Annotated in this window: 20 protein-coding genes; 9 read left to right on the top strand and 11 right to left on the bottom strand. The window is 65.3% G+C overall.

Going from position 1 to position 24282, the window contains the following annotated elements:
* Positions 1-10 precede the first annotated feature (10 nt).
* From ABIC09_RS03700 to hpaR, 7 genes are all read right to left on the bottom strand, one after another.
* The gene (locus ABIC09_RS03700) at positions 11-838 is read right to left on the bottom strand and encodes a 3',5'-cyclic nucleotide phosphodiesterase (protein ID WP_148752115.1); all 828 of its coding nucleotides are present in this window, start codon (positions 836-838) and stop codon (positions 11-13) included.
* Between the two features lie 215 nt (positions 839-1053).
* On the bottom strand, positions 1054-1932 hold the full coding sequence (locus tag ABIC09_RS03705; RefSeq protein WP_354108423.1) for a transglutaminase family protein: 879 nt from the start codon (positions 1930-1932) through the stop codon (positions 1054-1056).
* On the bottom strand, positions 1929-4451 hold the full coding sequence (locus tag ABIC09_RS03710; protein WP_354108424.1) for a circularly permuted type 2 ATP-grasp protein: 2523 nt from the start codon (positions 4449-4451) through the stop codon (positions 1929-1931). The genes ABIC09_RS03705 and ABIC09_RS03710 overlap by 4 nt, the downstream gene beginning before the upstream one ends.
* Before the next feature lie 27 nt (positions 4452-4478).
* Entirely contained in the window at positions 4479-7748 is a 3270-nt protein-coding gene (locus ABIC09_RS03715) for a transglutaminase family protein (protein WP_354108425.1), read from the bottom strand.
* A gap of 202 nt (positions 7749-7950) precedes the next feature.
* Positions 7951-9474, bottom strand: coding sequence for a UxaA family hydrolase (locus ABIC09_RS03720; RefSeq protein WP_148752119.1), 1524 nt, complete (start codon positions 9472-9474; stop codon positions 7951-7953).
* 169 nt (positions 9475-9643) lie between these two features.
* Positions 9644-10420: an HpcH/HpaI aldolase family protein gene (locus ABIC09_RS03725; protein WP_354031820.1), complete on the bottom strand. Its 777-nt coding sequence runs from the start codon at positions 10418-10420 to the stop codon at positions 9644-9646.
* A gap of 193 nt (positions 10421-10613) precedes the next feature.
* Entirely contained in the window at positions 10614-11132 is a 519-nt protein-coding gene (gene hpaR / locus ABIC09_RS03730) for a homoprotocatechuate degradation operon regulator HpaR (RefSeq protein ID WP_354031819.1), read from the bottom strand.
* A gap of 112 nt (positions 11133-11244) precedes the next feature.
* Here hpaR and hpaH point away from each other — a divergent pair, with 112 nt between their 5' ends.
* The 6 genes from hpaH to ABIC09_RS03760 all read left to right on the top strand — a co-directional run bounded on the left by hpaH (position 11245) and on the right by ABIC09_RS03760 (position 17648).
* A complete protein-coding gene (hpaH, locus tag ABIC09_RS03735) occupies positions 11245-12051 on the top strand; it encodes a 2-oxo-hept-4-ene-1,7-dioate hydratase (protein WP_354108426.1) in 807 nt (268 codons plus the stop codon).
* A 32-nt stretch (positions 12052-12083) separates the two neighbouring features.
* On the top strand, positions 12084-12482 hold the full coding sequence (locus ABIC09_RS03740; RefSeq protein WP_148752123.1) for a 5-carboxymethyl-2-hydroxymuconate Delta-isomerase: 399 nt from the start codon (positions 12084-12086) through the stop codon (positions 12480-12482).
* A complete protein-coding gene (hpaE, locus tag ABIC09_RS03745; RefSeq protein WP_354108427.1) occupies positions 12475-14013 on the top strand; it encodes a 5-carboxymethyl-2-hydroxymuconate semialdehyde dehydrogenase in 1539 nt (512 codons plus the stop codon). The genes ABIC09_RS03740 and hpaE overlap by 8 nt, the downstream gene beginning before the upstream one ends.
* 127 nt (positions 14014-14140) lie before the next feature.
* Positions 14141-15124, top strand: coding sequence for a 3,4-dihydroxyphenylacetate 2,3-dioxygenase (gene hpaD, locus ABIC09_RS03750; protein ID WP_354031816.1), 984 nt, complete (start codon positions 14141-14143; stop codon positions 15122-15124).
* Between the two features lie 3 nt (positions 15125-15127).
* The gene (locus ABIC09_RS03755; protein WP_354108428.1) at positions 15128-15997 is read left to right on the top strand and encodes a fumarylacetoacetate hydrolase family protein; all 870 of its coding nucleotides are present in this window, start codon (positions 15128-15130) and stop codon (positions 15995-15997) included.
* A gap of 25 nt (positions 15998-16022) precedes the next feature.
* Positions 16023-17648 (top strand): thiamine pyrophosphate-dependent enzyme, encoded by a 1626-nt coding sequence (locus tag ABIC09_RS03760; protein ID WP_354108429.1) that lies wholly within the window; start codon positions 16023-16025, stop codon positions 17646-17648.
* 169 nt (positions 17649-17817) lie between these two features.
* Here ABIC09_RS03760 and alkB read toward each other — a convergent pair whose 3' ends face one another.
* From alkB to ABIC09_RS03780, 4 genes are all read right to left on the bottom strand, one after another.
* A complete protein-coding gene (gene alkB, locus ABIC09_RS03765) occupies positions 17818-18471 on the bottom strand; it encodes a DNA oxidative demethylase AlkB (protein ID WP_354108430.1) in 654 nt (217 codons plus the stop codon).
* A 9-nt stretch (positions 18472-18480) separates the two neighbouring features.
* Positions 18481-19227 (bottom strand): 2OG-Fe(II) oxygenase, encoded by a 747-nt coding sequence (locus ABIC09_RS03770; protein WP_354108431.1) that lies wholly within the window; start codon positions 19225-19227, stop codon positions 18481-18483.
* 182 nt (positions 19228-19409) lie between these two features.
* Positions 19410-20096 (bottom strand): DUF2848 domain-containing protein, encoded by a 687-nt coding sequence (locus ABIC09_RS03775; protein WP_354108432.1) that lies wholly within the window; start codon positions 20094-20096, stop codon positions 19410-19412.
* On the bottom strand, positions 20089-21438 hold the full coding sequence (locus tag ABIC09_RS03780; protein ID WP_354108433.1) for an amidase: 1350 nt from the start codon (positions 21436-21438) through the stop codon (positions 20089-20091). Before ABIC09_RS03780 ends, ABIC09_RS03775 begins: the two co-directional genes overlap by 8 nt.
* Before the next feature lie 177 nt (positions 21439-21615).
* Between ABIC09_RS03780 and ABIC09_RS03785 the strand changes: the two genes are divergently transcribed.
* The 3 genes from ABIC09_RS03785 (at position 21616) to ABIC09_RS03795 (ending at position 24234) form a co-directional block, all read left to right on the top strand.
* Positions 21616-22029, top strand: a complete 414-nt coding sequence (locus ABIC09_RS03785; protein WP_148748862.1) for a Zn-ribbon domain-containing OB-fold protein — start codon at positions 21616-21618, stop codon at positions 22027-22029.
* A 3-nt stretch (positions 22030-22032) separates the two neighbouring features.
* The gene (locus tag ABIC09_RS03790; RefSeq protein ID WP_354108434.1) at positions 22033-23172 is read left to right on the top strand and encodes a thiolase C-terminal domain-containing protein; all 1140 of its coding nucleotides are present in this window, start codon (positions 22033-22035) and stop codon (positions 23170-23172) included.
* Between the two features lie 147 nt (positions 23173-23319).
* A complete protein-coding gene (locus tag ABIC09_RS03795; protein ID WP_354108435.1) occupies positions 23320-24234 on the top strand; it encodes an SDR family oxidoreductase in 915 nt (304 codons plus the stop codon).
* Positions 24235-24282: the final 48 nt, after the last annotated feature.

Genomic DNA, 24282 nt, shown 5'->3' on the forward strand with positions numbered 1-24282 from the left:
TACAAGAGCCCTACTTCTGCGGTCCGGATAGCGATATCTCGCGTTCGGCCCGGAACACGTTGCTGTAGAGATTGGCGATCCACTGCCGGCCGATCTCGGTCTTGTTGAGATAGCCGATCTCGGTCTGGATGTGCGGCGCGACGCTGTTCCAATAGAATTGCGGATAGCGGTTCACGATGTCGGCGGGCGAGTCGTAGCCGAGTTGGCGGTTCATGCCGACCTCCTCGAACTCGTAATAGAGTGCATTGGCCTTGCGCAGATAGTTGGGATCGCCGAGCTGCCCGATGAAGTCGGCGGCGCGCAGGATCGACGCCTCGTCGTCGTATTCCTGGCCCTCGCGGGCCGGGAAGCGCGTCCCCTCGATGGCGCGGGCGATGCGTTCAGGATCAAGCCCCGGAATGTGCCGCAACCGCCGCGTCACATAGAGCTTCGAGCGGTCGACGTGATACGTCATCAAGCTGGCGTCCGACGCACCGCGCGGCAACGAGATCTTGGTGTCGGCAGCATCGATCACGAAGCCGTCGATGTCATCCTCCTCGAACAGGCCGCGCACATAGCCGATATCGTGGGCGAGGCAGGCGATCAGGACGTGAACGTAGTCCTCGGCCGTCAGGTGGGTATGGAGGCTTCGGCCGCTGAGGATGGAATGGCCCGCCAGCGTCACCAGCATCGTATGCTCGATGTTATGGTAAAGTGCATCGCTGTTGCCGATGCATTCCATCGCCGTGCGGGTTGCGCTCTCGACTATACTCGCAGCGCTCTCGTCATACCGACGCCGCATGAACGTGCCCAGCAGCTTCTCCAGGGATTCAGCTGCCAGTCGCGGTAACGTCATCATGGATGCAGCCCCGTCCGTCGGTGGTGTCCCACGCTAGCCTCCTGACGCCTCATACTCGCCCTCGACGCAGGCTCAGCATAGCCCAATCTGGGGCGACTGGCCAAACCCGGGAGTGAAAACACGGAAATATGTTGCAGTTGTGCTCCGCGATATCGCGGTTGCGGTGAATGCTCGACACATCCCTGGCGGGCGTCGCCGGACGGGCAAAACCGCAATCAGTCCACGAGCTGCACGTCCACGGCGACGCCGAGCTTCTGCTTCGGGGAGCCGACGATGATGCCGTCCACGGGGGACACATCGGAGAAGTCGCGACCGACCGCCAGCACGATGTGGTCATTGGCGACCAGGAGATCGTTGGTCGGATCGAAATCGACCCAGCCGAGCTCCGCGCCGCACCACAGCGACACCCAGGCGTGCGTGGCATCCGCTCCCTGCAAGCGCGGCTGTCCTGCCGGCGGAATGGTGCGTAAGTAGCCGCTGACATAGGCGGCAGGCAGGCCGAGCCCGCGCAGCCCCGCGATCATCACATGGGCAAAATCCTGGCAGACGCCGTGGCGCTTGTCGAAGACCTCGTCGAGCGGCGTCGAGATCGCCGTCGCCTTGGGGTCGTAGCGAAACCCGGTGCGGATGCGATGCATGAGATCGACCGCGCCGGCGAGGATGCCCTTTTCAGGCACGAAGCTCTCGGCAGCATAGGCACTGACGGGACGCAGCACCGGCACCAGCGGGCTCGCAAAGACATAACCGACCGGCGAGGACGGCCCGAGGCTTGTCGCTTCAAACGCGAGGTCGCGGATGCTCTCCCAGGATGGGCTCGCGGCATCGCGCGCCGGCGGCTTCCGCGCGACGGAGACGCGCGAGCGCGAGTCGATGCGTAAATTGCGATGCGCGGCCTCGATCACGATGCTCTCGGTCAGCGTGCCGAAGAAGTCGCGGCGGACGTGGCGCTCGGACGGACGCGGACGGATCTCGATCTTGTGCGAGATCAGCTCCTGGCCGTTGCCGTCCCTCGGCTCAAGCCGCAGCGTGCAGCGGGCGAAGCTGACCGGGCTCTCGTACTCGTAAGTCGTGACGTGCCGGATGTCGTAGATCACGCCAGCCCCGTCAGCTTTTCCGGCCGGCTCGCATTGGTGCCGTGCGGGAAATAATGCAACCCGATCGCTTCGGCGAGGCTGAGCAGATCCTGCTCCAGCGCGAACAAAGTCTTGACCTCGAGCTTCTCGGCTTCGGCGGTCGCCAGCATGGACTGCACCGCCACCGCAAGCCGCTGCGGCTGCTCGATCAGGCCGTGCTCCTTCAGGCTCGGCAGTGCCTCAATATGCTCGTTCAGCGTCGTCACCTGGAACGCCACCGACCGCGGATTGTAGGGGTCGAGCACGGCGAGGTCGCGCACCGGCGCCAGGATCGGCGCCAGCAGATAGCGCGAGCGATAGGTGATCTGGGAATCCACCAGCGTCAGCAGGATGTCGAGGTCCTCGTCGCCGGCCTCGTCATAGGCAAACTGCCGGGCAAAACGCGCGGTGTTGATGGCGCGCTCGGTGCGGCGGCCGATATCGAGGAAGCGCCAGCCGGCCGCGCGGTTCATGTTCTCCTGCGCAAGGCCCGCAAAGCTCGCAAGCTCCTGCAGGGTCAGCTCGGCCGCGCTCAGCACGCTGTCGTCGTCCTCGACCTCGTAGGAGAGCCGATCGGCCATCTCGGTAATGACCTGCCAGGCATCGGGCGATAGCCGCTCGCGCAAGGAGGTTGCGGTGCGCTGCGCCGAGCGCACCAGAGACAGCGCCGAGCCGAAACGCGCCTCGCTCTGCAGGGCTTCGGCGACGATGCGCCCCGGCGCCGTGCGCGAGGTCGGCGAGATCGCGCCCCAGGTCACCAGCAGGCGCTGAATCCGTTCGGACGATTGCAGCGAGGCCGCAGTGCCCTTGTTGGGCCCGCTTGGCGAGCCCAGCGCGCGCACCAGCCGCAGCGTCGCTTCCGCGCGTTCGAGATAGCGGCCAAGCCAGAACAGATTGTCGGCGGCGCGGCTCGGCAGCACACCGGCGATGCGGCGAATGCGGACCTTGTCGGTCGCCGGCAGCAGCGATGCGGTCGAGACCTTCTTGTCCGAGACCACCCAGACGTCGGCGGCACGCGCGCCGTCCCCCATCGACACCGCGCGCGCATCCGCCTGCTCGGCGATCCGGCAGAACCCGCCGGGCATTATGGCCCAGCCGTCCGGCGTCGCGGCCGCAAACACGCGCAGCACGAAGGGGCGCGGCATGATCTGCCCCTGCTCCCACACCGGCATGGTGGACAAGCGCACCACCTCCTGGCCGACATAATCCATGCCGCGGGCGCTGATGGCATCGACCAGCCGCTGACGGCCGGCGGCATCGAGCCCGCTCGCCAGCACCGGGCCGTTGCTGTCGAAGCCGGGCACGCCGCGGCGGTAGGCACCTTCGATCGCGACCTCGTCGAGCCGCGACAGCACCTCGTCGCGCGCCGATCGCTGGCCGCACCACCAGGTCGCGATGTGCGGCATCTTCAGCTCTTCGCCGAGCAGGCGACGGCTCAAGGCCGGCAGGAAGCCGAGCAGCGCCCTCGCCTCCAGCACACCGGAGCCCGGCATGTTGGCAACGACGATGCCGTCCTTGCGCAGCACATCGATCAGGCCGGGCACGCCGAGATGCGAGGAGGCATCGAGCTCGAGCGGATCGAGCGAGTTGGAATCGACACGGCGGAGCAATACGTCGAGCCGCTTCAGCCCCGCGACGGTGCGAATGTGGATGCGATTGTCGCTGACGGCGAGATCGTCGCCCTCGACCAGGAGGAAGCCGAGATAGCGCGCCAGCGTTGCGTGCTCGAAATAGGTTTCGCTGAAACTGCCGGGCGAGAGCACGCCGATCCGCGGCTCGTCGCGATCGGCACGCGCGCGAAGGCTATCGCGAAACGCCTCGAAGAACGGCGCGACGCGCGGCACATTCATCGACTTGTAGAGATCGGAGAAGGCGCGCGACAGTACCAGGCGGTTCTCCAGCGCATAGCCCGCGCCTGACGGCGCCTGCGTGCGGTCGCCCAGCACCCACCAGCGGCCGTCGGGCCCACGGCCGACATCGGCAGCATAGAGCGAGAGGTAGCGCCCGCCCGGCGGCGGCACGCCGCAGACGGGACGGAGGTATTCGGGACTGCCGGCAATCGCGCCGGCCGGCAGCGCACCTTCCGCGACCAGCCGGCCTTCGCCATAGATGTCGCGCAGCACGAGCTCCAAAAGCTCGGCGCGCTGGGTGATGCCGGCGGAGAGCTGCTTCCAGTCGGCCTCGTCGATCAGCAGCGGCAGATGGCTGAGCGACCACGGCCGGTCGGCGCTGTCGCCGGGCGCGCGGTAGGTGACGCCGGCCTCGCGGAGATGGCGGTCGGCCATGCCGAAGCGCCGCTCGACCTCGTCGGGCGCCAGCGTGCCGAAGGCATCGAAGAAGCGGCTCCAGACCGCGCGCGGGGCGCCGTCGGGCCCCAGAAACTCGTCGGGGATGCCGGGCAGGCGGCGATAGTCGCGGACCCATTGCGCGAGGCGGCGCTGACCTTCTCGCTGACCTTGCGCCTTACCCGCCTTGTCCTGTTCGGCTGCGCCCTCGCCCATGCGCCTCTCCCTGCCCCACCATCATACTCATTGCAGGAGCGGTGTCCGCAAGTCGAGGGTCAGCGGGAATTCATTTGTGCGTTCCTCGGGCGGGGGCTGCATGGGGCCCGGCGTATGGCCGTGGTCCTGGAAGCGCGCCAGCCGCCGCGCCTCGGCCTCGTAGGTGTTGACCGGCTTGGTGTCGTAGCTGCGGCCGCCGGGATGGGCGACGTGATAGACGCAGCCGCCGAGCGAGCGGCCGTTCCAGGTATCGATCAGGTCAAACGTCAGCGGCGCATGGACCGGAATGGTCGGGTGCAGGCCGGAGGCCGGCTGCCAGGCCTTGAAGCGGACACCCGCCACGGCCTCCCCCGAGCGTCCGGTCGACGTCATCGGCAGGCGGCGGCCGTTGCAGGTCACGACATGGCGGCCCTCGACGAAGCCGTCGGCCTTGACCTGGAGCCGTTCGACGGACGAGTCGACATAGCGCACCGTGCCGCCGGCCGAGCCCTCCTCGCCCAGCACGTGCCAAGGCTCCAATGCCTGGCGCAGCTCCAGCGTCACGCCGCCATGATGGATGCGGCCGAAGGCGGGGAAGCGGAATTCGAGCTGGGCCAGATACCATTCCGGCTCGAACGGATAGCCCGAGCTCTTGAGCTCGGAGAGCACGTCCTGAAAATCTTCCCAGATGAAATGCGGCAGCATGAAGCGGTCATGCAGCGCGGTGCCCCAGCGCACGAACTTGCCTTGTTGCGGCTCGCGCCAGAATTTTGCGATCAGCGCCCGGATCAGGAGCTGCTGCGCCAGCGACATCCGCGGATCCGGCGGCATTTCGAGCGCGCGGAATTCGACCAGGCCGAGCCGGCCGGTGGGGCTATCCGGCGAATAGAGCTTGTCGATGCAGATCTCGGCGCGGTGGGTGTTGCCGGTGATGTCGACCAGCAGATGCCGGAACAGCCGGTCAACCAGCCACAGCGGCGTCTGATAGCCCGGCGGCGGCACGTGCGAGAGTGCGATCTCGAGCTCGTAGATGCTGTCGTGACGGGCCTCGTCGATGCGCGGCGCCTGGCTGGTCGGGCCGATGAACAGGCCGGAGAAGAAATAGGACAGCGACGGATGCCGCTGCCAGTACAGCACCAGGCTCTTCAAAAGATCGGGGCGGCGCAGGAACGGCGAATCCTGCGGGCTGGAGCCGCCGACCACGACGTGGTTGCCGCCGCCGGTGCCGGTGTGGCGGCCATCGACCAGGAAGCGGTTGGCGCCGAGGCGTATCTTGCCGGCATCCTCATAGAGCCCGACGGTGATGTCGACCGCCTCGCGCCAGTTCTTTGCGGGCTGAACGTTGACCTCGATGACGCCGGGGTCAGGCGTCACCTTGATGACCTCGATGCGCGGATCGAACGGCGGCGCATAGCCCTCGACATGGACCTGGAGCTGCATCTCCTCGGCGGTGGCTTCGACCGCCGCGATCATCTCGAGATAATCCTCGATACGCTCGACCGGCGGCATGAAGGCGCAGATCACGCCGTCGCGGACCTCGATCGACAGTGCCGTGCGGACGGGGACGGACGTATTGAGCTTCTCGGGCGCGACCCGCGGCGACGCTGTCGGGCGCTCCGGGAGTGTGAACACCGGCAGCTTGCCGCGCGCCTCCAGCGGGTCCTGCTCGACGATGTAGGGATATTCACTGGGCGGGACGTAGCCGAGCGAACCGATCGGCAGGCGCAGGCCGAGCGGCGAATCGCCCGGCATCAGGAACAGATGATTGCGCCGGAGCTGCCAGCGCTCGCTGCGCCAGCGTGGCGGCGCGTTCCAGCGCTGCACCGGCAGCACGAAACCGCGTGGCTTGCGGAGGCCCTCATCGAACACCCGCGCCATGCGCGCGCGTTCCTCCGGATTGGACAATTTGGAGTCGGACGGATCGACGTTGACGGGAAGATCGGCCTCCTTCTGAAGCCAGTAGACGGTGTCCTCATAGGCCGGAATGACATAGCCGGGATCGAGCCCGAGCCGTGCCGCCGTGCCCTCCATGAAGTCTTCGGCGTCCTCGGTCACGGCGAGCTTGGGCTTCTCGATCCTGGCGATGAGGTCGCCATTCTTCCAGATCGGCACGCCGTCCTTGCGCCAGTACAGGCCAAAGGCCCAGCGCGGCAGGCTTTCGCCGGGATACCATTTGCCCTGGCCGTAATGCAGCAGGCCGCCCGGCGCGAATCGATTGCGCAGACGGCGGATCAGATCGTCGCCGAGCGCGCGCTTGGTCGGGCCGACCGCTTCCGTATTCCACTCCGCCGCTTCGAGATCGTCGACCGAGACGAAGGTCGGCTCGCCGCCCATGGTGAGCCGCACGTCCTGCGCAGCGAGATCGCCGTCGACCTGCTCGCCGAGATCGTTGAGCCGCGTCCAGGATTCGTCGGAGAACGGCTTCGTGATGCGCGGCGCCTCGCGGATGCGGCGGACGCTCATGTCGAAGGCGAATTCGACCTCGGCAAAGCCCGCGCCACCGGAGATCGGCGCGGCCGAACGATAATGCGGCGTGGCGGCAACTGGGATGTGCCCCTCGCCCGCGAGCATGCCCGAGGTCCCATCAAACCCGATCCAGCCCGCGCCCGGCAGATAGACCTCGGCCCAGGCGTGCAGATCGGTGAAGTCGTTCTCCACCTCCGGCGGCCCCTCGATCGGATCGATGTCGGGGCGGATCTGGATGAGATAGCCGGACACGAAGCGCGCGGCGAGGCCAAGATGGCGGAAGGTCTGGATCAACAGCCAGGCGGAGTCGCGGCAGGAGCCGGCGCACGATGTGAGCGTCTCCTCCGGCGTCTGCACGCCGGGCTCCATGCGAATGACGTAGTTGATCTTCTGTTGCAGCTCCCTGTTCAGATCGACCAGGAAATTGACGGTATTCGGGGCCTCGCGCGGGATCGAGGCGAGATATTTTGCGAATGCGGGATCGGGCTTGATGATCTCGAGATACGGCGCCAGCTCGGCCTTGAGGTCTTTCGGGTATTCGAACGGAAAGCTGTCGGCGTAAGGTTCGACGAAGAAGTCGAACGGATTGACCGTGGTCATCTGTGCCGTGAAATCGACTTCGATCTTCAGCTCGGTCGTTTTCTCCGGGAAGACGTAACGCGCGATCCAGTTACCTAGCGGATCCTGCTGCCAGTTCACGAAGTGATTGGCCGGCGTGACCTTGAGCGAATAGCTCAGGATCGGCGTGCGCGTGTGCGGCGCCGGCCGCAGACGGATGGTCTGCGGTCCCAGATCGATCGGGCGGTCGTATTTGTAGTGCGTGACGTGGTGTAATGCGACGTAGATCGACACGGGGTGCGGTGCTCCAGCAGCTTTTTTGAGCAGAACACCGCTGGTGACCTCGATCAAGCATTAACAACGGGCAGACCGTGCCCATTGCAGAAGCGGTAGATTTTACATGCCGTCATTCCGGGATGGTCCGAAGGACCAGACCCGGAATCTCGAGATTCCGGGTTCGATGCTTCGCATCGCCCCGGAATGACGGCAGCAGATCTCACATCGTCGCGCCCAGCACCCAGGGCGCGAACTCGGCGCCGCCGAAATCAAAGCTTTCGCTCTTGGTCGGCTGGCCGGATGCGGTCTTGAGGATGAGATCGAAGATACGCTGACCGCACTCCTGCACGCTCTCCTCGCCTTCGAGGATGGTGCCACAATTGACGTCCATGTCCTCTTCCATGCGCTTGTACATGGGCGTGTTGGTGGCGAGCTTGATCGAGGGCGCGGGCTTGCAGCCGAACACGCTGCCGCGGCCGGTGGTGAAGCAGACGAGGTTGGCGCCGCCGGCGACCTGGCCGGTGGCGGCGACCGGATCGTAGCCGGGCGTGTCCATGAACACGAAGCCGCGCTTGGTCACCGGCTCGGCGTAGCGCAGCACGTCGACCAGATTGGTGGTCCCGGCCTTCGCCATCGCGCCGAGCGACTTTTCCAGAATCGTGGTGAGGCCGCCGGCCTTGTTGCCGGGGCTTGGATTGGCGTTCATCTCGGCGCCTTCGCGCTCGGTGTATTCGTCCCACCAGCGCATCAGATCGACCAGCTTCTCGCCGACCTCGCGGCTGACCGCGCGGCGCGTGAGCAGATGCTCGGCGCCGTAGGTCTCCGGCGTCTCCGACAGGATCACGGTGCCGCCGTGACGGACGATGAGGTCGCTCGCCGCACCCAGCGCCGGATTGGCCGATACGCCGGAATAGCCGTCCGAGCCGCCGCATTGCAGCGCCACGGTCAATTCACTCACCGGCACGGACTCGCGCTTGACCTTATTGGAATCCGCAAGAGCCTCGCGCACGAAGGCGATGCCGGCCTCCACCGTCTTGCGGGTGCCGCCGACCTCCTGGATGTCCATCGCGCGCAGGCGGCCGGCGAGCTTCTGCTCTTCCATGAGCCCACCGATCTGGTTCACCTCGCAACCGAGGCCAAGCACGATGACGTGGGAGAAATTAACGTGCCGCGCATAGCCGCCGAGCGTGCGGCGGAGCAGCGCCAGCGGCTCGTTCTGCGTCATGCCGCAGCCGGTCTTGTGCGTCAGCGCGACGACGCCGTCGACATTGGGGAAATCGGCCAGCGGATTGTCGCCGGTGAAGGGATTCTTCTTGAAGACGTCGGCAACGAGACCCGCGACATGCGCGCTGCAATTCACCGAGGTGAGGATGCCGATATAGTTGCGCGTGGCGACGCGGCCGTCCGGGCGGCGGATGCCCTCGAAGGTCGCCGGCAGGTCGAAATTCGGCGTCGGCTTGACGTCGGCGCAATAGGCGTAGTCCTTGGCGAAATCGCCCATGCCGATGTTCTGCACGTGCACATGCTGGCCCGGCGCGATCGGAATGGTCGCAAAGCCGATGATCTGACCGTAGCGGATGACAGGCTCGCCCACTGCGATCGGCTTGATCGCGACCTTGTGGCCGGAGGGAATGCGCTCGACCGTGGTCACGCCGTCAGCCACCAGTGTCCCCGGCGGCAGGCTCGCGCGCGCGATCAGCACGCCATCAGCGGGATGCAGGCGGATGACGGGGCTGATGGTCATGGGTATCTCCTGTATCGAAACTATCGTGCCCCGGATGCTGCGCAGCGCGAAAGCGGTGCGCTGCTAAGCCGGGGCCCAGTTATTACGTCATTGCACTTCACTAGCTTCTGGGTCCCGGCTCTGCGGAGCGGCACTGCGTGCCGCACCGCGTCCGGGACACAGAGAGTCATCAAGCCTTGCCGCCGGAATCCTTGCGGGTCGCATTCACCTGCATCTTGGCAAAGGTCGTCATCAGGCCGACCTCGTTCGAGAGGGTCACCAGCCTGAAGCCCATGTTGATGGCGCGCGCAGCACCCTCGGCGCCGCTGCAATGGATGCCCGCGTTGAGGCCGCGCTTGGCGCACTCCTTGATGATCTTGTCGTAGATCGCGAGGATCTCGGGCTCGGAGCGGTCGAGCTTCGGTTCGAGGCCGTAGGAGAAGCCGAGGTCGGACGGGCCGATATAGACGCCGTCGATGCCTTCGACGTCGAAGATCGCTTCCATGTTCTCAACCGCGGTCTTGGTCTCCATCATCGGCAGCAGCACGATGTCGTCATTGGCCGTCTTCTGGTAGGAGCCTGCGGTGCCGTACATGCCAGCGCGGATCGGGCCGTTCGAGCGGACGCCCTTCGGCGGATATTTCGAATAGGACACGAGGTTCCTGGCCTCCTGCGCCGTGTTGACCATCGGGCAGATCACGCCATAGGCGCCGCCGTCGAGCACCTTGCCGATGATGCCGGGCTCGTTCCAGGGCACGCGGACCATCGGGGTGACCGGATGCTTGTCCATGGCCTGGAAGCACTGCACCATCGACTGATAATCCTGCACGCCGTGCTGGATGTCGACGGTGACGCTGTCGAAGCCGCATTGCGCGATCATCTCAGCGGAGAAGCCGGAGGGAATAGCCAGCCACGCATTGACCACGGCCTTGCCCGACTTCCAGATTTCCTTGACCTTGTTCGCCACGTTGCCTTCCTTCTCAGTTGTTCTCGCTCGCCGTCGTGCCGGCGACCTGTTCGCCGAGGCTCAAGCGAAGCAATCCGGAACTTCTTTATTCTGACGCTCCGGATCGCCTCGCCTTTGTACGTCTCGCGGCACTTTGAGCGAAAAAACGCGCGGATGTCCATTGTTCTCGCTGCGCGGGCACGCATATCTGGTCTCACTCCTCGGCTGTTGTCTCGTCCGCGGCGCCAGGTGCGGCAAGACTGCGCTCGAGCTCGCCCAGCATCTCCTGCAACTCCGCGAGCTTGCGCGCGCCGAAGCGCTGCGTGATCTCGGCATAGATCGCTTCCGAGGACGGCGCCACGGAGGCCATCAGCTTCACGCCGTCCCTGGAGATCGAGACCATGCTGCGGCGCTGGTCGGCCTTCGCGGTCTTGCGCTCGATCAGGTTGCGCGCCTCGAGATCGCGCAGGATGCGTGACAGGCTCGGCCCAAGGAGAAACGCGGTGCGCGCGAGTTCCGTGACCTCGGCGGCCTCAATGGACGCGAGCGCACGCAGGATGCGCCATTGCTGTTCGGTCAGGCCGTGCTCGCGCAGCGATGGGCGAAATTGCCGCATCACCGCCTCGCGTGCCCGCAGCAGCGACATCGGCAACGATCGCGAGAAATCGCGCATCGGCACCTGCCGCGCGGCAGGCGCGCTTGCGTTCGCGGAATCAGCCGGTCTCTTCGTCATGACGCCCTTTCAGACTGCAAAACGTTTGCAGTGCAGCAAGCCCGAATTGTGATTGACGCATTCACTTAACATGTTAAGTATCTCCGGGCACCACGATTTTGGTCGATCACTGATGGCGCTTTCCAAAGACGATATCCAAGCTTGCGCGAACCGTCTGCACGAGGCGGAGAAGACGCGCGTGCAGATCCGGCAGCTCTCGCAGGACTTCCCCGACATCACCATCGCCCATGCCTACGCGATTCAGAAGGCCTGGGTCGACATCAAGATCGCCGAGGGACGCCGCGTCAAAGGCCACAAGATCGGCCTGACCTCGAAGGCGATGCAGAGCGCGCTTGCCATCGACGAGCCGGATTCCGGCGTGCTGCTCGACGACATGTTCTTCGCCGATGGCGGCATGGTCCCGACCGAGCGCTTCATCGCAACCCGCGTCGAGGCCGAACTCGCCTTCGTCATGAGCAAGCGGCTCGAAGGTCCCGACTGCACAATGTTCGACGTGCTCAATGCCACCGACTTCGTGGTTCCGGCGCTGGAGATTCTGGACACGCGGATCGAGCGCGTCGATCCCAAGACGAAAGCCACGCGAAAAATCTACGATACCATCGCCGACAACGCGGCGAATGCCGGCATCGTGCTCGGCGGCCGGCCGATCCGTCCGCTCGACGCCGATTTGCGCTGGATCGGCGCGCTTTGCTTCAAGAACGGCCAGCTCGAAGAAACCGGCCTCGCCGCCGGCGTGCTCAATCACCCCGCGACTGCAGTTGCGTGGCTTGCGAACAAGATCGCGCCGCTTGGGCTCGCGCTCGAGCCCGGCCAAATCGTGCTCGCCGGCTCCTTCATCCGTCCGATCGAGACCCGTAAGGGCGACACAATTCAAGCCGATTATGGCGCCTACGGCTCGGTCAGCTGCTACTTCGCCTAAGGCAGTTAGACGACCCAGGGAGTGAAACAGCCATGCCGCATTTCACGATCGAATATTCGGCCAATCTCGATCACCGTGTCGACATCGGCGCCGTCTGCGAGATCGTGCGCAAGGCGGCGGTCGAAACCGGCATCTTCCCGCTCGGCGGCATCCGCGTTCGTGCCATCCGCTGCGAGCACTATGCGGTCGCCGATAACAGGCACGATTACGGCTTTCTCGACATGGTGCTGCGCATCGGTGAAGGCCGCGATCTCGCCACGCGGCAGAAGGCCGGCGAGCATGTCTTTGAGGCGCTCTCGAAACACCTCGATCCCGTTTTTGCCGCCAGCAAGTTCGCCTTGTCGTTCGACATGCAGATCAACGACAAGGACACCAGCTGGAAGCGCAACAACATCCACGACGCATTGAAAGTGGTGGCCGCCCATGGATAAGCCCACGCCGAAAGCCGATGTATTCCAGGCCAACCGCGACCGCGCAGCACCCCTGCTTAAAAAGCTGCAGGCGGACGGCATCGGCCACATGATCGACGGCAAGATTGTCCCGTCGATCTCGGGCCGGACCTTTGAGACAAAGTCGCCGGTCGATGGCGCAACGCTCGCGAGCGTCGCCCGCGGCAATGCCGAGGACATCGACGCCGCAGCAACGGCTGCTGCGCTGGCCTTCAAATCATGGCGCGACATGGGCCCCGTCACGCGGAAGAAGCTGCTGCATCGCGTTGCAGACGCGATCGAGGACAATGCTGAAGACATCGCCGTGCTCGAATGCATCGACACCGGCCAGGCCTATCGCTTCATGGCCAAGGCCGCGATCCGCGCCGCGGAAAACTTCCGGTTCTTCGCCGACAAATGCGCCGAGGCGCGCGACGGCCAGAACACGCCGAGCGACGAGCACTGGAATATCTCCACCCGCGTGCCGATCGGCCCGGTCGGCGTGATTACGCCGTGGAACACGCCGTTCATGCTCTCGACCTGGAAGATTGCGCCCGCGCTGGCGGCGGGCTGCACCGTCGTGCACAAGCCGGCCGAGTGGTCGCCGGTGACGGCATCCATTCTGGCCAGGCTCGTCAAGGAAGCCGGCGTACCCGATGGCGTCTTCAACACCGTGCACGGCTTTGGCGAAGAGGCCGGCAAGGCGCTGACCGAGCATCCTGCCATCAAGGCGATCGGCTTCGTCGGCGAGAGCGCGACGGGATCGGCGATCATGATTCAGGGCGCGCCGACCTTGAAGCGCGTGCATTTCGAGCTCGGCGGCAAGAACCCCGTAATCGTGTTCGACGACGCCGATCTCGACCGCGCGCTCGATGCCGTCGTGTTCATGATCTACTCGCTCAACGGCGAGCGCTGCACGTCATCGAGCCGCCTGCTGATCCAGCAAAGCATCGCGGACAAGTTCATCGAACGGCTGACCGCGCGCGTGTGGGCGCTGAGGGTCGGCCACCCCCTCGATCCCGCGACCGAAATCGGGCCGCTGATCCACGAGCGGCACCTCGCAAAAGTCTGCTCCTATTTCGACGTGGCGCGCCAGGACGGCGCCACGATCGCGGTCGGCGGCAAGGCTTATGACGGTCCGGGCGGCGGACATTATGTCGAGCCGACTCTAGTGACCGGCGCGAGCGGCAAGATGCGCGTGGCGCAGGAAGAGGTGTTCGGCCCCTTCCTCACCGTGCTGCCCTTCAAGGACGAAGCGGACGCGATCGAGATCGCCAACGACATCCGCTATGGGCTCACCGGCTATGTCTGGACCAACGATGTCGGCCGGAGCCTGCGCGTCGCCGACGCACTGGAGGCCGGCATGATCTGGTTGAACTCGGAGAACGTCCGCCATCTGCCGACCCCGTTCGGCGGCATGAAGGCCTCCGGCATCGGCCGCGACGGTGGCGACTATTCGTTCGACTTCTACATGGAAACCAAGCATGTCTCGCTGGCGCGGGGCACGCACAAGATTCAGAAACTGGGAATTTGACTGTCATTCCGGGGCGGCTCGAAGAGCCGAACCCGGAATCCATCGCGCAGCAGAGTTAGTGGAAGAATGGATTCCGGGCTCGCGCTCCGCGCGCCCCGGAATGACAAGGGCCGAGAGGGGAAACGCAATGCCCGTACCGCAACATATCTTCGAGCCGCCGTTCAACATCATCCGCTCCAGCCACGTCGTGCTCGACGTGACCGATCTGAAGCTGAGCCGGGCGTTCTACGAGACCGTCGTCGGCCTGCATGTCGAGGATGCCGACGACAAATGCGTTTACCTTCGCGCCGCCGAGGAGCATCAGCATCACTCGCTGGTGCTGCGCAAGGCAGCCGTGCCCGCCTGTAACAGGCTCGGCTTCAAGGTCGGCAATGACGGCGACCTCGACAAGGCCGCAAAGTTTCTTTCCGAGAACGGTCTTGGCTACGCCTTCGGCGACCAGCCGTTCCAGGGCCGCACGCTGCAATTCACCGATCCCTTCGGCTTCCAGATCGAGCTCTATGCGTCGATGGACCGCAGGCCGCATCTGCTCCGCCGCTACGACCTCTACAGGGGATGCCATCCGCAGCGGCTCGATCATTTCAACGTCTTCGCCGCCGAGGTGCAGGATACGGTCGACTTCTATGCGCGGCTGGGCTTCCGCCTCACCGAATATGCCGAAGAGGACGGACCGAACGGTCGTATCGCAGCGGCCTGGATGCATCGCAAGGGCAACGTCCACGATTTCGCGATCACCAACGGCAAGGGCCCGCGGCTGCATCATTTCGCCTACTGGACGCCGACGGCGATGAACATCATCCATCTCTGCGACGTCATGGCTTCCGCAGGTTTCGTGAAGAATATCGAGCGCGGACCGGGGCGCCACGGCATCTCGAATGCGTTCTTCCTCTACGTTCGCGATCCTGATGGACACCGCCTCGAGCTCTACACCAGCGATTACTTCACTGGGGATCACGACCACGAGCCGCTGCGCTGGTCGCTGCGCGATCCGCGCCGCCAGACCCTGTGGGGCGCGCCGGCGCCACGCTCCTGGTTCGAGCAAGGCTCGTCGTTCTCGGGCCAAGCCGTGCGCGAGCCAAAGTTCGTGGCTGATGTGCTGGTGGCGGATTAACCCATGAAGCTCCCTCGCCTCGCCACCTATTCCGTCAAGGGTGCAACCCGGTACGGCGCCGTCCTGGAGGGCGGCATCGTCGATCTCTCCCCGCGCCACGCCAAGGACTATCCGACGCTGCGCGAGGTGATTGCGGCAGGAAAGCTCGCGAGCCTTGCCGAAGCGGCCGCCAGCCTTACGCCCGATCACGCGCTTGGTGACGTCATCTGGCTGCCGCCGGTGCCTGCGCCGGAAAAGATCATCTGCATCGGCGTCAACTATCCCGACCGCAATGCTGAGTACAAGGACGGCCAGGACGCGCCGAAATATCCGAGCATGTTCATGCGCTCGCCCCGCTCCTTCGTCGGCCACGACACGCCGCTGGTGCGCCCGCGCGCATCCGCGCAGCTCGATTACGAGGGCGAGATCGTGCTGGTGATCGGCAAGCCCGGCCGGCACATTGCGGAAGACGCCGCGCTCGATCACATCGCAGCCCTCACGCTCTGCAACGAAGGCTCGGTGCGCGACTGGCTGCGCCACGCCAAATTCAACGTCACGCAGGGCAAGAACTTCGATTCCAGCGGCAGCCTCGGGCCTTGGCTCGTGCCCTACACCAGGGAAGCGCAAATCGCTGACATTCGCCTCACCACGCATGTCAACGGCGAGCTGCGGCAGGACGACCGTACCAGCCGGCTGATGTTTCCGTTCCGCTATCTCATCAGCTATATCTCGACTTTCGCGACGCTGGTGCCCGGCGACATCATCGTCACGGGCACGCCGACCGGCGCCGGTGCTCGGTTCGATCCGCCGCGCTATTTGAAGCCCGACGATGTCATCGAGGTCGCGGCCGAGGGCATCGGATCCTTGCGCAACGGCGTCGTCGACGAAGCCTGAACAACACCACTAATGGAATGATGCAATGACCACCCTCACCGGCGGCGAAGCGATCGTAAGCGGGCTCGTCGCCCATGGCGTCGACACCGTGTTCGGCCTGCCCGGCGCGCAGGTCTATGGCCTGTTCGACGCCTTCCACCAGGCCCAGCTCAAGGTGATCGGCGCGCGGCACGAGCAGGCCTGCGGCTACATGGCGTTCGGCTATGCCCGCTCCAGCGGCAGACCCGGCGTGTTCAGCGTGGTGCCCGGCCCCGGCGTGCTCAACGCCAGCGCGGCGCTGCTCACCGCTTACGGCTGCAACGAGCCGGTGCTGTGCGTGACGGGCCAGGTGCCGACGCAGTTTCTCGGCAAGGGCCGCGGTCATCTGCACGAGATGCCGGACCAGCTCGCCACCTTGCGCACCTATGTGAAGTGGGCGGACCGCATCGAGCATCCCGGCAATGCGCCGACGACCGTGGCGCGTGCGTTCCAGGAGATGACATCGGGGCGGCGCGGTCCGGCCTCGGTCGAGATGCCCTGGGACATCTTTACGCAGCGCGCCGACACGGCCGCCGCGCAGGTGCTGGAGCCGCTGCCCGCGCCGCCGCCTGATCCTGACATGATCAAGCAGGCCGCAGCACTCATCAAGAGCAGCAAGGCGCCGATGATCTTCGTCGGCAGCGGAGCGATCGAGGCACGCGAGGAGATTCTCGAGCTCGCCGAGATGATCGATGCGCCTGTGGTCGCCTTCCGCAGCGGCCGCGGCATCGTCTCCAATGCGCACGAGCTTGGCCTCACCATGGCCGCCGCCTACAAGCTGTGGCCGAAGACGGATCTGATGATCGGCATCGGCTCGCGGCTGGAGCTGCCGACCATGTCACGCTGGCCGTATCGTCCCGACGGGCTGAAGAGCATCCGCATCGACATCGATCCTGTCGAGATGCGGCGCTTCATCGCCGACACCGCCATCGTCGCCGACGCCAAGACCGCGACCTCCGATCTCACTGCCGCCGTCAGCAAGGCGGGCTACAGCAAGACCGCCGGCCGCCGCGCCGCGATCCGCGAGGCCAGTGCAACCGCGCTGGCGGAGATCCAGCGCATCCAGCCGCAGATGGCGTATCTGAACATCCTGCGCGAGGTGCTGCCAGCGAATGCGATTGTCACCGACGAACTCTCGCAGTTCGGCTTTGCCTCCTGGTACGGCTTTCCGATCTACGAGCCGCGCACCTTCATCACCTCAGGCTATCAGGGAACGCTCGGCTCGGGCTTCCCGACTGCGCTCGGCGCCAAGGTCGCCAATCCCGACAGGCCGGTGGTGGCGATCACCGGCGACGGCGGCTTCATGTTCGGCGTGCAGGAGCTCGCCACCGCCGTGCAATTCAATATCGGGGTGGTGACGCTGGTGTTCAACAACAACGCGTACGGCAATGTCCGCCGCGACCAGCGCGAACGTTTCGACGGCCGCGTGGTGGCAGCCGATCTGGTCAATCCGGACTTCGTCAAGCTCGCGGAGTCCTTTGGCGTGGCGGCCGCGCGCGTGACCTCGCCGGATCAGTTCAAGGCGGCGATGGAGAAGGCGCTTGCCCATGACGGACCGTATCTGATCTCGGTCGAGGTGACGCGGGACTCCGAAGTCAGCCCGTGGGCGTTCATTCACCCGCCGAAGCCGTAATCGAAGCATCGTCTTCCGGGTCTCTTCCTTCTCCCCTTGTGGGAGAAGGTGCCTTCCCGAAGGGAAGGCGGATGAGGGGTCTCTATCCGCGGAGACATACCCCTCATCCGTCTCTCTCCCGCTTCGCGTCAGCGATCCACCTTCTCCCACAAGGGGAGAAGGAAGGTCATCAGCGCGTCCTACGGAAGGTCAGATTGATCCGCTTCCGGCCGAGCAGTGCGTGCTCGCCGTCGGCGAGCGGCGCCACGCCGTGATAGGCGAGCCTGGACGGACCGCCCCAGACCACGACGTCGCCATGGACCAGCCGGAAGCGGCGCGGCTTGTCGGCGCGCGCCATGCCGCCGAACAGGAAGGTGGCGGGCAGGCCGAGCGAGACCGAGACGATCGGTGCCGAATAATCCAGCTCGTCCTTGTCCTGATGTAGCGACAGCCGCGTTCCGGGCTCGTAGCGGTTGACGAGGCAGGCATCGGGCGCAAAGTTCTGGAAGCCGCCCTGCTCCGCGGCGCGGCGAGCGAGATCGCGGAGCACCGGCGGCATCGCCGGCCATGGCGCGCCGGTTCGCGGATCGATGGGATCGTAGCGATAGCCGGTGTGGTCGGCGATCCAGCCGCGCTCGCCGCAATTGGTCATCGCCACCGACATCTGGTAGCCGCCGGGCGTGGTCATGCGGCGGAACGGCGACTGCGCCACGATGGCGCGCACGGCTTCGATCAGCTCGTTCTCGATCGGCTTGACGAAGCCGCGCAGCAGCACCGCACCGTCCGCGATCTCCTCGCGTGACGGCTGCGCCTCGGCAACCCTGTCGAACAAATCAGCCGTCAATCGCCGCACTCATTTGGCATCGTGAAAGATCACACCCAGGGTGTGGCGCTGGCCGGACCTGATCCGGCTGACGCCATGACGCAGGTTAACGCGGTACGTGCCGCGTGTCCCCTGCACGGGGCGATGATGCACAGCGAACGCGACCGCATCGCCTTGAGCGAGCGGAACCACCTCGGCGCGGGACTGCATGCGCGGGCGCTGCTCGGTCAGCACGAACTCGCCGCCGGTGAAGTCGCGGCCGGGCTCGGAGAGCAGGATCGCGACCTGGAGCGGGAACACGTGCTCGCCATAGAGATCCTGATGCAGGCAATTGTAGTCGCCGGCTTCATACTGCAGCAGTAGCGGCGTCGGCCGCGCCTGCCCCGCCTCGTGGCAGCGCTTCAGGAAGGCCGCATGCGCTGTGGGATAGCGGATGTCGATGCCCATCGCCTCGTTCCAGCGATTGGCGACACCCTGGAGATGCGCATAGAGCGCCGGCCGCAGCTGCGTGACGAGATCGGGCAGTGGGTAGGAGAAATATTTGTACTCGCCGCGGCCAAAGCCATGGCGGCCCATGACGATGCGGCTGCGGAAGTTCGCGTCGTCGGGATAGAGGGCGGCGACGGCACGGCACTGATCCGGCGTCAGCAGGTCCTTGAGGACGGCGCAGCCTTGGGTGTCGAGCTCGCCGGCGATGTGGGACCAGTCGAGGGCATCGACGTGGGCGGTGAGGTCCACCGACTGGGACCGAGGTGGTTTGCGTGCCGTTGCTGTCATGGCATTGACTCTCGCAGGACCGCCCCGCCCTCTGCCACCCGATTTCCGACTCTCTCCCCGTCATTGCGAGCGGAGCGAAGCAATCCAGTGTCTTTCCGCGGAGGGATTCTGGATTGCTTCGTCGCAAGGGCTCCTCGCAATGACGCCGAGAGAGCGTCGCTCGCAATGACGGCGGAGAGACTTTAGCCCCGCGCCGGCAGCGTCACCACGTCATATCCGTGCTTGATCGTCCGTTTCAGCACGGGATCTTCCAGCTCGAACTCGAACCGATCCGCGGGGCGGATGCCGCCCTTGGCCGCAAAGGTGCCGCCGAACATGGCGCAACCGTCCGGGAATTTGCCGCTCTCGAAGCCGCGCGCGATGAGGTCGTTGACCGGCAGCATCGCGTCCAGCGTGCCCTCCTGGTAGAGCACGCGTTCGCCCTTGATCGTGGCGTAGGAGCGCAAAATCATCCTGTCCCAATGGCCGATGACGTCCTCGAGCTCCCACAGCGTGGACGCAATCGGCTTGTCGCACATCTGCTTGGAGACCGTGACGTTGTAAGCCTCGACCTTGCGGTCGGTGTGATCCGAGCCGCAGCCGACGAAGATGCGGCCCTGCCAGCCGATCAGCACGAACTCGACCTCGCCGGAGGAATCGGTGCCGCAGCATTCGATGCTGTCTTCCTGGGTCAGCCGCCGCGCCGAGGCGCGGTAGTAGATCGGCGTCGAGGCCGGCCGGGCGATGCCCATCGCCTCCAGCTCGGCGATGTGCTTGTCGCGCGCGATCGCGTCGCGGCCGGTCCAGCCCGCGATGACCATCTGGTCAACCGCCAGCGTCAGCGGCGTGGTGGTGTCCCGGGCGTCGACGGTGAAAGTCAGGTCAAACACGAATTACGGCCTCCATGCCGGCAGCAAGCTCAAAGATACGACGATCGGATCCACCCGCGCCTGCAAGCATCAGACCGACCGGGACGTCGCCCTTGCGATGTGCCGGCAACGAGATGGCGCAGCCGTCGATCATGTTGATCAGGGTGCAATTGCGCAGCGCGCGCAGGTTCTGGACGGTGAACGCCTTGTCGTCGGCGAGATCCGAAATCTTCGGCGGCGTGTTGGCGGTGGTCGGCAGCACCAGGGCATCATAGGGCGCGATGCGCGCATTGACGCGGGCGATCAGCGAGCGGCGCTCGTTGAGCAGATCGATATAGTCGGCCGCGCTCTGCGCCTCGCCGCGCATGATGCGCACGGAGACTCTGGGATCGTAGACGTCGCCCTTGGACGTGATGAGGTAGCGATGCCAGGCATAGCTTTCGGACGCGGCAAAGCCGCCCTTGGCGTTCATCGGGCCGATGTCGTGGAATTCCGCCATCTCGATGCGCTCGATGATGGCGCCGTGATCGGCAAGCGACTTTAGCGCGCGCTCGAACGTCTGGGCTACCTCAGCGTCGAGATCGTCAAGCGCGATCGTGGTCGGCACCGCAAGCCGCATGCCTTTCACGGGGCGCGGCTTCAGGGGCACGATCGGCTCGTTCGCGAGCACGGCGTCGAGAATGGCACAGCAGCTGACCGATCGCGCCAAAGGCCCGATGCTGTCGAGCGAGAACGAGAGCGGCACCGCGCCGTCGAGCGGTACGCGGCGCTGCGTCGGCTTATAGCCGACGATACCGTTAAAGGCCGCCGGAATGCGGCAGGAGCCGCCGGTGTCGGTGCCGAGCGCGCCGTGCGCCATGCCGTCGAGCACGGACACCGCCGCGCCCGAGGACGAGCCGCCGGGCACATGGCCCTCGGCCCGGTTCCAGGCGCCCTTCGGCGTGCCGTAATGCGGATTGATGCCGATGCCGGAATAGGCGAACTCGGTCATGTTGGTGCGGCCGATCACGACAAATCCGGCCCTGCGCAGCCGCGCCACGGTGGCGGCATCCTGCTCGGCCGGCGGGGAATCGTCGAGCGCGCGGGAGCCGGCACGCGTCACCTGGCCCTTGATGTCGAACAGATCCTTGATCGAGACCGGGATGCCGGCATAGCGCGACGGCGCGGCCTTGGCCTTGCGCAAACCGTCCATCGCATCCGCGGTCGCAAGCGCGGCGTCCTTGGCGACATGGACGAAGGTGCGCTGCCCCTCGCCGGCGGGATCGGCGATTTTGGCGATGCACGCCTCGACCAGTTTTCGGGAGGTGGTGCGACCGCTTTCGAGGTCGTCGGCGAGCTTCGCCAGTGTCGGAAAATCGGGCATGTCTGTCTCACGGAATATTGCGCGCGCAATCTATAGCGCCGGCTCAGTTCGACACAAGCATTGTGCGCATGATGGCATGCATGCTGCCTGCTGGACCGTTGACGCGCTATAGCCGATTGTCGCATCAAGATTGAAACAGGCGGGCATGAAGCCTGTCCCTGAGGAGGGCGTTCCGAGATGGCCGAACCGCAGCGCGCGCGACCGAAACCGACGCCGGAAACCCAGCATTTCTGGGACGGCACCAAGGCGGGCGAGCTGCGCCTGCAGCGTTGCGACGCCTGCGCGCATGTCTACTTCCCGCCGCGCCCGTTCTGCCCGTCCTGCGCCTCGCGCAAGGTTTCGATGTTCAAGGCGAGCGGCAAGGGCTTTCTCTACAGCTACGTGATCAATCACCGTCCCGCCGCGCCCGGCTTCACGCCGCCTTACGCGATCGCAGTGGTGGAGCTCGCCGAAGGGCCGCGGATGATGAGCAACATCATCGATTGTCCGCAGACCCCGGAGGCGCTTGAGCTCGACATGAAGCTCGAGGTCGCCTTCGAGGCACTCGACGACAAGATCACCCTCCCCGTGTTCCGTCCGGCGAAGGGGTAAACCATGCGCAAGAACCAGGTTGCCGTCGTCGGCGCGGCCGAGACCACCGAGCTCGGTGTCATCCCCAACGTCTCGCAGCTCCAGCTTCACGCGGATGCGGCGCTCAATGCCATCGCCGATGCCGGGCTAAAACTGTCCGACATCGACGGCTTCGCCACCGCGGTCGAGACGCCGCAGCAGGTCTGCCATTATCTCGGAATCAAGCCCACTTGGGTCGACGGCACCTCGGTCGGCGGCTGCTCGTTCATGCTGCACGTCCGCCACGCGGCCGCGGCGATCGAGGCCGGCTTGTGCAAGACCGTCCTGATCACGCATGCCGAGAGCGGCAAGTCGATGATCGGCAAGGCGCCGCGCTCGATCTCCGCCGACAGCCTGCAAGGCCAGCTCGAGGCACCCTACGGCGTCTACGGCCCGCCCAGCATGTTTCCGATCCCCGTGCTGCGTTTCATGAAGACCTACGGCATCACCCACGAGCAGCTCGCTTCGGTCGCGGTCGTCCAGCGCGAATGGGCGGCGAAGAATCCGCGGGCGATGATGAAGGACCCGATCACGGTTGCCGACGTCCTCAACTCGCGCATGATCGCCTATCCGTTCCGGCTCTTGCAATGCTGCCTCGTCACCGACGGCGGCGGCGCGCTGATCCTGACCTCGGCCGACCGCGCCAGGGATTTTCCGCGCAAGCCCGTCTACATCATGGGCACCGGCGAGAGCGTCGAGACGCCGATGGTCAGCCAGATGGAGACGTTCAACTCCTCGCGCGCGTTCAAGACCGCGGGGCCGTTGGCGTTCAGGGAGGCCGGCATCGCGCACAAGGACGTCGATCACCTCATGATCTACGATGCTTTCGCGCATCTGCCGCTGTTCGGCCTCGGCGACCTCGGCTTCATGCCGCATGAGGAGACCGGCCAATTCATCGCCGACGGCAACACGCGCCCCGGCGGCAAGCTTCCGCTCAACACCAATGGCGGCGGTTTGAGCTACATGCATTCGGGCATGTACGGCATGTATGCGCTCCAGGAGAGCGTGCGCCAGATGCGCGGCATCGCGCCGGCACAGGTGCCCAACGCGAAGATTTCGGTGTGCCACGGCGTCGGCGGCATGTTCGCCGCAAGTGGCACGATCGTGTTTACGAACGAGAGGTAGCGCACCGTCATTCCGGGGCGGCGCGCAAGCGACGAACCCGGAATCCATCGTGCAGCAGCCGAGGCGGAGAAATGGATTCCGGGCTCGCGCCGAGAGGCGCGCCCCGGAATGACAGCGGAAATTGGAACGGACAGCGGAGACACCCACATGAGCAAATCACTGCAGGACAAGGTCATCATCGTTACCGGCGCAGGCCGTGGCATCGGGCGCGAGATCGCGCTGCTCTGCGCGGCGCAAGGCGCCAAGGTCGTGGTCAACGACCCCGGTGTTGCCGCCGACGGCGCCGGCTCGAGCGCATCCCCCGCCGAAGAGGTGGTCGACGAGATCAAGAAGCGCGGCGGCATCGCCGTCCCCAATTTCGAATCGGTCGCGGAAGCCGTGCCGGCGAGTAAGATCGTGAAGACCGCGACCGATCATTTCGGCCGGCTCGACGGCGTCGTCAACAATGCCGGCATCTTGCGGGACATGATCTTCCACAAGATGAGCGTGGAAGCGTTCGAGGCCGTCATCAAGGTACATCTGATGGGCTCGTTCTACGTCAGCCATGCCGCGGCGCGCATCTTCCGCGAGCAGGAAAGCGGCTCCTTCGTGCACTTCACATCGACCTCGGGCCTGATCGGAAACTTTGGCCAGGCCAACTACGCCGCCGCCAAGCTCGGCATCATCGGGCTCTCTAAATCCATCGCCCTCGACATGGGCCGCTTCAACGTTCGCTCGAACTGCGTCTCGCCGTTTGCCTGGACCCGCATGATCGGCACCATCCCGACCGAAACCGACGCCGAGAAGGCGCGTGTCGAGAAGATCAAGCAGATGGGTCCGGAGAAGATCGCGCCGATCTGCGCCTATCTGCTCTCCGATGCCGCCAAGGATGTCTCTGGCCAGATCTTTGGCGCGCGCATGAACGAGCTGTTCCTGTTCAGCCAGAACCGTCCGCTGCGCTCGGTGCATCGCAGCGAAGGCTGGACGCCGCAGTCGATCGCGGAGCACGGCATGCCGGCGCTGAAGGGCTCGTTCTACAAGCTCGATCGCTCCGCCGACATCTTCCCGTGGGATCCCGTCTAGCCATATTTTTGGCATCCCTGCGCCGCGATCTCTGGTTGCCTTGTCCAG

The organism is Bradyrhizobium sp. S3.12.5, assembly GCF_040548225.1.
Classification (GTDB): Bacteria; Pseudomonadota; Alphaproteobacteria; order Rhizobiales; family Xanthobacteraceae; genus Bradyrhizobium; species Bradyrhizobium cytisi.

Bases quoted from the DNA above. Each gene is read 5' to 3' on its own strand.
- ABIC09_RS03700 (WP_148752115.1), bottom strand. From the start codon at position 838: ATGATGACGTTACCGCGACTGGCAGCTGAATCCCTGGAGAAGCTGCTG.
- ABIC09_RS03710 (WP_354108424.1), bottom strand. From the start codon at position 4,451: ATGGGCGAGGGCGCAGCCGAACAGGACAAGGCGGGTAAGGCGCAAGGT.
- ABIC09_RS03720 (WP_148752119.1), bottom strand. From the start codon at position 9,474: ATGACCATCAGCCCCGTCATCCGCCTGCATCCCGCTGATGGCGTGCTG.
- hpaR (WP_354031819.1), bottom strand. From the start codon at position 11,132: ATGACGAAGAGACCGGCTGATTCCGCGAACGCAAGCGCGCCTGCCGCG.
- hpaH (WP_354108426.1), top strand. From the start codon at position 11,245: ATGGCGCTTTCCAAAGACGATATCCAAGCTTGCGCGAACCGTCTGCAC.
- ABIC09_RS03740 (WP_148752123.1), top strand. From the start codon at position 12,084: ATGCCGCATTTCACGATCGAATATTCGGCCAATCTCGATCACCGTGTC.
- hpaE (WP_354108427.1), top strand. From the start codon at position 12,475: ATGGATAAGCCCACGCCGAAAGCCGATGTATTCCAGGCCAACCGCGAC.
- hpaD (WP_354031816.1), top strand. From the start codon at position 14,141: ATGCCCGTACCGCAACATATCTTCGAGCCGCCGTTCAACATCATCCGC.
- ABIC09_RS03755 (WP_354108428.1), top strand. From the start codon at position 15,128: ATGAAGCTCCCTCGCCTCGCCACCTATTCCGTCAAGGGTGCAACCCGG.
- ABIC09_RS03760 (WP_354108429.1), top strand. From the start codon at position 16,023: ATGACCACCCTCACCGGCGGCGAAGCGATCGTAAGCGGGCTCGTCGCC.
- ABIC09_RS03770 (WP_354108431.1), bottom strand. From the start codon at position 19,227: ATGACAGCAACGGCACGCAAACCACCTCGGTCCCAGTCGGTGGACCTC.
- ABIC09_RS03780 (WP_354108433.1), bottom strand. From the start codon at position 21,438: ATGCCCGATTTTCCGACACTGGCGAAGCTCGCCGACGACCTCGAAAGC.
- ABIC09_RS03785 (WP_148748862.1), top strand. From the start codon at position 21,616: ATGGCCGAACCGCAGCGCGCGCGACCGAAACCGACGCCGGAAACCCAG.
- ABIC09_RS03790 (WP_354108434.1), top strand. From the start codon at position 22,033: ATGCGCAAGAACCAGGTTGCCGTCGTCGGCGCGGCCGAGACCACCGAG.
- ABIC09_RS03795 (WP_354108435.1), top strand. From the start codon at position 23,320: ATGAGCAAATCACTGCAGGACAAGGTCATCATCGTTACCGGCGCAGGC.